The sequence below is a fragment of the Microcoleus sp. N9_A1 genome (assembly GCF_036701795.1).
In the GTDB taxonomy this organism is placed as follows: domain Bacteria; phylum Cyanobacteriota; class Cyanobacteriia; order Cyanobacteriales; family Microcoleaceae; genus Microcoleus.
In genome coordinates, this window is sequence record NZ_JAUBRI010000123.1 from 1 (window position 1) to 8,634 (window position 8,634).

Genomic DNA, 8,634 nt, shown 5'->3' on the forward strand with positions numbered 1-8,634 from the left:
TTTGATGGTATTTGATGACTTAATTCTATGCAGTCTTCAGGGTTCTACCCTTACAGCTTTTCGGTAGTGTCTATGACGCAGTGGCACCACTCCGATTCCATCCCGAACTCGGTTGTTAAACGCTGCGGTGGCGAAGATATTTGGCGGGTCACTGCCTGAGAAAATAGCTCGATGCCTGGATTATATTTTACATAAACAAAGCCTCTTTCTGACCTTCAGATAGGGGATGTGTTGTTTTTGCGGATTAAGTTGCCATACCTGTTAAACTAATTCGGATCGCCCCCAACCCTCAAAACGATTTGATGCTATGTGGGACAAAATTGCCGCGCACATCTGTGAAACAACCGGAGAAACATTTTCTATTGACAATCGCCATTCTGTCAGCGGCGGCTGCATCAATCAAGGCTATTCTATTAGCAGCAGTTCCCGCGCTTACTTCGCGAAAATCAATCAAGCTTCCCAAATTGCGATGTTTGAAGCCGAGGCTTTGGGTTTGCAGCAAATGTGGGCAACCCAGACGATTCGAGTACCTGGGCTGATTTGCTGGGGAACTGAGGGGAATTCAGCTTATATTGTGCTGGAATGGCTGGAGTTGGGAAGTCGCGGGGGCGATCGACCTTGGGAAGAAATGGGGCGAAAACTTGCCGAAATGCACAAATACACCCCCCCCACCACCCCCTTGCTAAGGGGGGGACAAGAGCCTAATTCGGGCTTATTGAGGGCAGTTTTTGGGTGGGATATTAATAATACGATCGGCTCAACGGTGCAAATTAATAATTGGACGGCAAATTGGGCAGAATTTTGGGCAGAACATCGGATTGGTTATCAGTTAAAAGTGGCTAGGCGTCGGGGCGGTCATTTTCCACAAGGGGAACGTTTATTAGAGATGATTCCTGAATTGTTAGCTGGTTATAAACCTCAACCCTCGCTAGTGCACGGGGATTTGTGGGGGGGAAATGCGGGGGTGACATCTGCGGGAGAACCTGTGATTTTTGACCCGGCGGCATATTTTGGAGATAGAGAAGTTGATATGGCGATGACTGAGCTATTTGGTGGATTTCCGGCGCAGTTTTACCGGGGATATAATCAGGTTTGGCCTTTGGATTCAGGGTATGAAGAACGCACAACTCTTTATAATCTGTATCACATTTTAAATCATTTTAATTTGTTTGGTGGGAGTTACGAGTCCCAGGCGAATCAAATGATTAATCGAATTTTGGGTTAGTTAAGAATCAGATTCTTTTTTAACCGCAGATGCACGCAGATAAACGCGAATTTAAGGTTTATCTGCGAGGGTTGCAAGTTTATTTTTGCTTAGCAGCAGCTTTTTTCTTCGCTTCTTTTTCGGCTTTTTTAGCTCCTTTTTCTGCTTCAATTTTTGCTAACTTGGCTAGCTCTTTTTCTTCAGCTATTTTATCGAGATAGTAGTGGTAATCTCCCAAATAAGGGCGAAATTCTCCATCCCGAATCTCGACAATTTTGTTAGCTACTTGGGAGATGAAATAGCGATCGTGTGAAACGATAATTACCGTACCGTCATAATTCTGAATCGCTTCTTCCATCATCTCTTTCGCCGGAATGTCGAGGTGATTTGTCGGTTCATCCAAAATTAGCAAGTTCACCGGTTCCAGCAGCATTTTTGCTAAAGCTAGACGGGCTTTTTCGCCGCCGCTTAAAGCGCCCACCTGTTTGAATACTGTTTCGCCGGTAAACAAGAACCGCCCCAACAAAGTCCGAACTTCTTCATTTTTCCAGTCGGGTACTTCGTCGTGAATGGTTTCGATCACGCTTTTATTCAAATCTAAGGCTTCTGCCTGATTCTGTTCAAAGTAACCGGGAATGACGTTGTGGCCTCCCAATTTGACTGTACCTTCAGAAGGCTTTTCTAAACCCATAATCAGGCGCAGCAGGGTGGATTTGCCCGCGCCGTTGGGGCCGAGAAAGGCTATACGATCGCCCCTTTCAATTAATAAGTCTGCTCCCAAAAATAGGATTTTTTCGCCGTAGGTGTGCACCAAATCTTCAATTATTGCTACTTCGCGGCCGCTGCGGGGTGCGGGGGGAAACCGGAAATGCAAAGTTTTTAATCCGCCGGTGGGCGCTTCGATGCGTTCGATTTTGTCTAACTGTTTCTCGCGGCTTTTGGCTTGGGTGCTGCGAGTGGCGCTGGCGCGGAATTTTTCTACGAATGCTTGCTGTTTTTCGAGTTCTTTTTGCTGGCTTTCGTAGGCGCTGAGTTGGGCTTCTCTGGCTTCTGCTTTTTGCAGCAGGTAGGAGGAGTAGTTGCCGAGGTAGGTGCTGGAAACGCCGCGTTCTGTTTCGACGATTTGGGTGCAGAGCCGATCGAGAAATTCCCGGTCATGGGATACGATTACCATGGGGGTTATCAGCCCTTTCAGGTACACTTCCAGCCATTCGATGGTTTCTAAGTCTAGGTGGTTGGTAGGTTCGTCTAGCAGCAGGATGTCGGGTTTTTGCAGGAGAATTTTGCCCAAACTCATCCGCATTTGCCAGCCACCGCTGAAAGCGCTGACTAATCGATCGCCATCTTCGGGTTCAAATCCGATTTCGGGCAGAATTTTCTCGATTTGGGCTTCTAAACCGTAGCCGTTTAAGCCTTCAAATTGCCGTTGCAGCCGATCCATTTTGTGGATCAGTTCGTCGAGATTTTCTGGGGAGGAGTTTTCCAAGTCTCGATGGACTTGCATTAGGGATTCATGGACTTCGTTGGCTTCGCTGAAGGCGCGCCAAAATTCTTCTTTGACGGTGCGAGTCGGATCTACTTCAAATTCTTGGGAGAGGTAGGCGATGTGGAGGCTGGCGGGGCGAATGACTTCGCCTGCGGTGGGTTCGATTTCGCCGGCGATGATTTTGAGTTGGGTGGATTTGCCGGCACCGTTAACGCCTACTAAGCCGATGCGATCGCCTGGCTTGACTTCCCAGGTGACATCTTTGAGTACGACGCCTGTGGGATAAATTTTACTGATGTGTTCGAGTCGCAGCATTGTTGTGGGGACTGGGGAAGGGCAGGTTTAGCGGCGGATGGGATGCCGGCGCTGAGGTCGAGTTAATCTTAACAAATTTTAATTATATTTAGACAGTGGCAATATTTTGATTTGGTGGGACTTACGCGAAGAAACGGGGTTTCTCTGAAAAATCGCAGATTCTCAACTAGAAATCTACGAAGCAACCGGGTTTCTGGCCTCAATGTGGGTGCAGGACTATTTGGGTGGGACGATCGCTGCCGATCCTACGAGTCAATAAACTTGTCAATAATCCGCTATCTTTTTCGTGGTTCAGCAGCCTCAATGCTCTTAGAATCAAAGTTTCAGAGGCGTTATCACCCCCTCAGTGCGTTTCGTAAAGCTGAGTTTTGCTAAGATTTAATAAATAAACTAAAAAGCAAGCAGGTAGCCATGACAGCCACCCTGATTCAAACCCCACAACCGGGAGTTGTGCTGAAAAATATTAGTTGGCAGACTTACGAATCTTTGGTAAACGAGTTAGCCCAACAGCGGGGAATTCGTTTAACTTACGATCGCGGAACATTAGAAATTATGACTCCATCAGATCCACATGAAGGTAATAAACAAATCTTAGGACGTTTCGTAGAAACTGTCACCGAAGAATTAAATGTAGAAATTCGCAGCTTGGGTTCGAGAACTTGCAGGCGCGAGGATTTGGCTCGCGGATTAGAACCTGATCAGTGCTACTATATCGAGAATGAGCGACTTATTCGAGCTGTAAATCAAATTGACTTAAATGAATATCCGCCACCTGATTTAGTAATCGAGATTGATATTACTAGCAGTTCTATCAACCGCCTGGAATTGTATGCGACTTTGGGCGTGCCAGAGGTTTGGCGTTATGACGGTTCGCGTTTAATATTCTATCAGTTAGAAGGTCAGGAATATGTAGAACGGGAGGTTTCTCCTCACTTTCCTTTTTTGTCGCCATCTGAGATTATGGGATTTTTGGAAATGCAAAAAAATGTGGGGGAAACGTCGATGATTCGAGAGTTTAGGCAGTGGGTGAGGACTCAAATTCAGTCAGGGGAATGAAGGAGGGCGATCGCCTACGGGATAGATCCCCTTCACGCTCTTTTTTTAGCCGATAGATCGCACAGGCGGGACGCCCGTGCCACGAAAAAAAACGCCTATATATCACATTTAATCGACATCTAAATGCAGTTTGAGAGCAGCATTTACCAACTGCATGATTTCCTCACTCAAACTTCCCACTGCATCGCTGGTGATTCGCTGTTTAGAAATTGTCCGTACTTGCTGTGCTTGTACTTTAGAAGGTTTGGATAAACCGCTATCCTCTGGATTTAGCAACACCTCGAAAGGGTAGACGCGGGTTACATTAGAGGTAATTGGTAGAATTGTAACTGTATTGGCAGCACGGTTATTAGCGTCATTGCTCACCACCAATACGGGACGGCGTTTATCTATCTCAGAACCAACCGTAGGACTTAGATTAGCGTAGTAAATTTCACCACGTTTCATCTGTCAATCCATCGGCAACTGTTAGCTCCCAAGCGGAGTCTACTTCACTGGATGCTTGTCGGTAAGCAGATTCTAGTTCTTGATTCCGCAACAATTCTAAAGCGACTTCTATTACTTGGGAGGGCGAGTTGCATCCTTTAGCAATTTTGTAGCTTTCAATAAACTGTAGTAGCGATTGTGATAGGGAAATTGATATTTTTTCAGCTTGCATTATCTTAGCAATTGGTAATTACAAAGATTTTTATTAAATTATAGCACAAGTAGTAAATTTTCGTCTCAAATCCTGTAATCAGAAAAAAGGGTGTAAGCATTTAGCGCTACACCCTGTCACAGGTTTCCAATTTTGCCGAAGATACTATTTGTTGTAGACGCACAAGCAAGTTAAACAAACTGAAAGTCGCGACGGGAAGATGTGACTGTGAAGCTCAGGTCAGGCACGTTTTTGACAATAGCCAGCGTGTCTCCACTCGTAGTTTGTATGAGCTTGTCATTGCCCTGACTGGTGAGGCGATACTGACTGGCATTACCGCGCAACTGGATATAGTCATCGCGGAAGTTGTAGTCTGCGATCGTAGCTTGACCGTTGCCCTGGTAGAACATTCCCTGACGGGTATTTCCCAGAACGAAGGTATCAGCCCCAAGCCCTCCTTCTAAGGTGTCGAAATCGGGGCTATTGAAGCTGGCGTAGCCGTCGAGGTAGTCGTTGCCCGCACCACCGTTCAGGTAGTCGCTACCGGCTTCACCGTACAGCGTGTCGTTGCCACCATTACCAATCAAAGTGTCGTTGGTGCTGCGCCCGTAGAGGGTGTCATTCCCCGACCCACCCGTGAAAACTGTGCCGCCTGAAGGCGGGGGTGGAGGGGTAACACCGCCTCCAAGATAAATAAACTTCCTTCCCTGAAGTTGGGATGCAGACAAGGTGCGAGCGTTGAAGGCTCCATTCCAATTGAGGTTCCCCTCAGTGATATCAATCGAGCCATTGGAGTTGACTCGCTCGACAAAGGCTACATGACCGTAGGGGTCTCCTGGAGCAGTAGAATCCCAAACAATAAAGCTATTGGCGCGAGGTTGGCTGCTCCAAGTTTGCGCTTGATCGTCCCATTGTCCAGCGTGACCGCGAATCTTAGCGCCTAAACCGGAGTTCGCATTAATCAAGCCTTTCTCGGCGGCTCGACCGAAAGCAAATTCAGTACACCACAAGAAGTTACTGTTGGCTGGTACATTGCTGGGATTGCCAACAGCAGCGAAGGGGTTGACGGTAGAGTTGGTGTAGTTGCTTGAGTTCAGATTGATTCCAAAATCAGACGGTGAAGGCATGGGTTTTCCTTGTTTAATGAATTGTTTTGTGTTTTTATAGGGAAATAGAATTCAAAGTTATGCGCTTCACCTAACCTATTTGTCACTTACTTAGTGTCGGGTTCATTGGTTAGCAAAATCTGTAACTGAACTCTATGAGAGTAGTCAAATACTGGTAAGCGCGATCGCGCTTATTGTCTAAGCAGAAGGGTGATCGTTGTCCACCCTATCTACTTATCTACTGCGAGAGAAGATTAGCTATCATGAGAATCGTCATCATCTGATGACGAACTTGATGAAGCAGATAAACTACCGCTTGCTGCTGCCGCCGCTGCTTGTGATACAGCCGCTGTTGTTGAAGAAGTCCACTCTGTATCGCCGACTTCTCCATTTCGCTGTTCTATCTGTTCTGTGCGTTCGCGATCGTATCCTTTATATTCTTCAGGCATTGCACTTGCTCCTTTTATATTCAATTGAGTTTGGGAAATTTTTGCTTAAATTTCGTTCCCACATTTCTAATATCTCAGATACGAATTGGCTTGAGCGCTCAGTTTAGCTCATCTTTTTAGTTCAATAAATAGCTCAGTAAATGGCTCACGGCTTTTCTTAGTGAACCAAACTGAGCTAAAATTAGATCGGAGCACTGTTGGGGTAATGGTGAAGCATGGTTGATTCTCTGAGGGCATCAGAACAAGGACTAAAAATCGTTGACCAAGCTAGACGCAAGAAGCGCTGGCAGAAAAACGCTTCAATATGGGTAGAAGCTGCCTCAACCTCAGAAGCCACACTGAGGCGGTTTTGGGCAAGAAAGTCTGCCATCGATCGGTATGCCTTTATTGCCATTTGTGAGGCTGTAGGTGTTAACTGGAAAGAAATTGCTGAACCCAGCGAAATTCAGGAAACAGAGTTACCTGTGGTGTCTATGGCAAAGGCACATCCCTCAATATCAAACCAGAATTTTGTGGGACGCGAAGAGGCGATCGCCCAGCTCAACACCCGCATCAACCAAGGCGCAAAAATCATCGTCATCAAAGCATCTGGCGGTATAGGTAAAACAACCTTGGCGCGACAATATCTCCGTTCCCAAGGATGTGATTTAGTGCTAGAAATCCCGATGGCGAAGGAGACGGAGAATATTACTCCCGTCGAAAGCGTGATTGAAGAATGGCTGAAGCGAGACTTTGGGGAAGAACCGGGGCGGGAATTTGGAGTAATGCTTGGCAGGCTCAAACGGCAACTTCAAACGCGCAAAGTTGGAGTGTTGATTGATAACCTGGAACCAGCGCTAGATGGACAAGGTAGATTTATTCAACCCCATCGTCGCTATATAGAATTGTTGCGAATTTTGGCTGACTCGACGGTACTGTCAGTGACGCTAATTACCAGTCGCGATCGCCTGTGTGATCCTGAAGTGAGTGTCGATCATTACGAATTACTCGGATTGGATGAATCGGCATGGCAACAGTTTTTCGGCAGCCGCCATATTGATATTGATATTCCGACTCTCAATGCAATGCACAATACCTATGCTGGTAATGCAAAAGCAATGGGTATCCTGTGCGGTGCAATTCGAGAGGATTTTGATGGAAATATGGTGGCTTATTGGCGGGAAAATAGCGCATATCCGTTGGTTAAGACAGATTTAAACAATTTAGTTACCAGTCAGTTTCAGCGTCTCCAAGAACTCGACCCCGCAGCCTATAAACTCCTCTGCCGTTTGGGATGTTATCGCTATCAAGATGTGCCGACTGTCCCCACTGATGGATTATTGTGTTTGTTATGGGATGTGCCAGAACCACAGCGCAGACGAGTTATCGAATCTTTGCGAAATCGCTCTTTGGTGGAGTTTAATCAGGGAGAATATTGGCTGCATCCGATGATTCGGGCTGAGGCGATCGCGCGGCTTAGAGCAAGTGAAGATTGGGAAGAGACGAATCGCAAAGCAGCAGAGTTTTGGACTGAAAGCGTTGAAATAGTAGAGAATGTACAACAAGCATTAATAGCTGTTGAAGCTTATTATCACTATATAGAAATTAAAAAATTTGAATTAGCTGCTGAGATTTTGATCACACCAAGGCATAATAAATGGGAGAAAAAAGGTGAGCCATTAGGTTGTTCATTTTATCGTTTAGGATTGTTAAAACAAATGATTTCTGCAATTAGGAAAATACTAGATATTATTAATCCCAGCTTTTCATTAAGTCGTCTTTATAATATATTAGGCGATCTATACTGGCTAACTGGTTCTATCCATGAAGCAATTCAATGCCACGAATTATCAAAAACTATCGCCATTAATTTTAATATTTTAAGTTTAAATATAGCTAGTTATTTTAATATAGGACTCTGTAAAATTGACCTCGGAGAAATAGAAGATGCCATCAGCAATTTTGAGGTTGCAAGTTTACTTTCTAGAAATACTTCTTATCATATGTATGCAGTTGAATCAGGGTATTGTTTAGCGTTTTGTTATTCATGCTTGGGCATTCAAAATAAAGCGTTTGAATTTGCTGAACAAGTTGAAGAAAGTGAACTATTTAAAATAAAGCTTTTAGATGCTTGAGCTAGGGGTTACAGTTTATTGTTTCTGGGTTTAACTTATAAAAATTTAGAATGTAATAAAAAATCTTTTGAAATGTACCATCGAGCGATCGACTACGCCGAAGAAAGTCACTACACTCAGGTTAAGGCTAAAGCTTTAAGTGGTTTAGCAGAGCTTTATCGAGAACAATCCGATTTTACAACAGCGATTTCCCGGGAGCATCCCAGTTGAGAACTAAGCAGAAATACTTAAGGAAAATTCCCCGTTAAGATAAGCACAGCGTAAGCG

At 45.1% G+C, this 8,634-nt stretch carries 9 protein-coding genes and 1 rRNA gene; 5 read left to right on the forward strand and 5 right to left on the reverse strand.

What is annotated here, in order from left to right; genetic code table 11:
• The first annotated feature begins 62 nt into the window (after nucleotides 1-62).
• Nucleotides 63-180: ribosomal RNA gene (gene rrf, locus QUA58_RS29910) — 5S ribosomal RNA — on the forward strand.
• Between the two features lie 127 nt (nucleotides 181-307).
• Complete coding sequence (locus QUA58_RS29915; RefSeq protein ID WP_333397762.1) at nucleotides 308-1,225, forward strand: fructosamine kinase family protein; 918 nt, start codon at nucleotides 308-310, stop codon at nucleotides 1,223-1,225.
• 79 nt (nucleotides 1,226-1,304) lie between these two features.
• On the opposite strand, the gene QUA58_RS29920 is transcribed toward QUA58_RS29915, so the two are convergent.
• Nucleotides 1,305-3,005, reverse strand: a complete 1,701-nt coding sequence (locus tag QUA58_RS29920) for an ABC-F family ATP-binding cassette domain-containing protein (RefSeq protein WP_333397764.1) — start codon at nucleotides 3,003-3,005, stop codon at nucleotides 1,305-1,307.
• Between the two features lie 411 nt (nucleotides 3,006-3,416).
• Between QUA58_RS29920 and QUA58_RS29925 the strand changes: the two genes are divergently transcribed.
• Nucleotides 3,417-4,061 (forward strand): Uma2 family endonuclease, encoded by a 645-nt coding sequence (locus tag QUA58_RS29925; protein ID WP_333397766.1) that lies wholly within the window; start codon nucleotides 3,417-3,419, stop codon nucleotides 4,059-4,061.
• Between the two features lie 108 nt (nucleotides 4,062-4,169).
• Here QUA58_RS29925 and QUA58_RS29930 read toward each other — a convergent pair whose 3' ends face one another.
• The 4 genes from QUA58_RS29930 to QUA58_RS29945 all read right to left on the reverse strand — a co-directional run bounded on the left by QUA58_RS29930 (nucleotide 4,170) and on the right by QUA58_RS29945 (nucleotide 6,253).
• Nucleotides 4,170-4,508, reverse strand: a complete 339-nt coding sequence (locus QUA58_RS29930) for a type II toxin-antitoxin system PemK/MazF family toxin (protein ID WP_333397769.1) — start codon at nucleotides 4,506-4,508, stop codon at nucleotides 4,170-4,172.
• On the reverse strand, nucleotides 4,495-4,719 hold the full coding sequence (locus tag QUA58_RS29935; RefSeq protein ID WP_333217447.1) for a CopG family transcriptional regulator: 225 nt from the start codon (nucleotides 4,717-4,719) through the stop codon (nucleotides 4,495-4,497). The genes QUA58_RS29930 and QUA58_RS29935 overlap by 14 nt, the downstream gene beginning before the upstream one ends.
• 170 nt (nucleotides 4,720-4,889) lie before the next feature.
• Nucleotides 4,890-5,825: a CHAP domain-containing protein gene (locus QUA58_RS29940; protein ID WP_333397771.1), complete on the reverse strand. Its 936-nt coding sequence runs from the start codon at nucleotides 5,823-5,825 to the stop codon at nucleotides 4,890-4,892.
• A 233-nt stretch (nucleotides 5,826-6,058) separates the two neighbouring features.
• Complete coding sequence (locus QUA58_RS29945) at nucleotides 6,059-6,253, reverse strand: hypothetical protein (protein ID WP_333397773.1); 195 nt, start codon at nucleotides 6,251-6,253, stop codon at nucleotides 6,059-6,061.
• Nucleotides 6,254-6,468: 215 nt separating this feature from the next.
• Between QUA58_RS29945 and QUA58_RS29950 the strand changes: the two genes are divergently transcribed.
• On the forward strand, nucleotides 6,469-8,367 hold the full coding sequence (locus QUA58_RS29950) for an AAA family ATPase (protein ID WP_333397776.1): 1,899 nt from the start codon (nucleotides 6,469-6,471) through the stop codon (nucleotides 8,365-8,367).
• 18 nt (nucleotides 8,368-8,385) lie between these two features.
• A complete protein-coding gene (locus QUA58_RS29955) occupies nucleotides 8,386-8,577 on the forward strand; it encodes a hypothetical protein (RefSeq protein WP_333397778.1) in 192 nt (63 codons plus the stop codon).
• Nucleotides 8,578-8,634 lie beyond the last annotated feature (57 nt).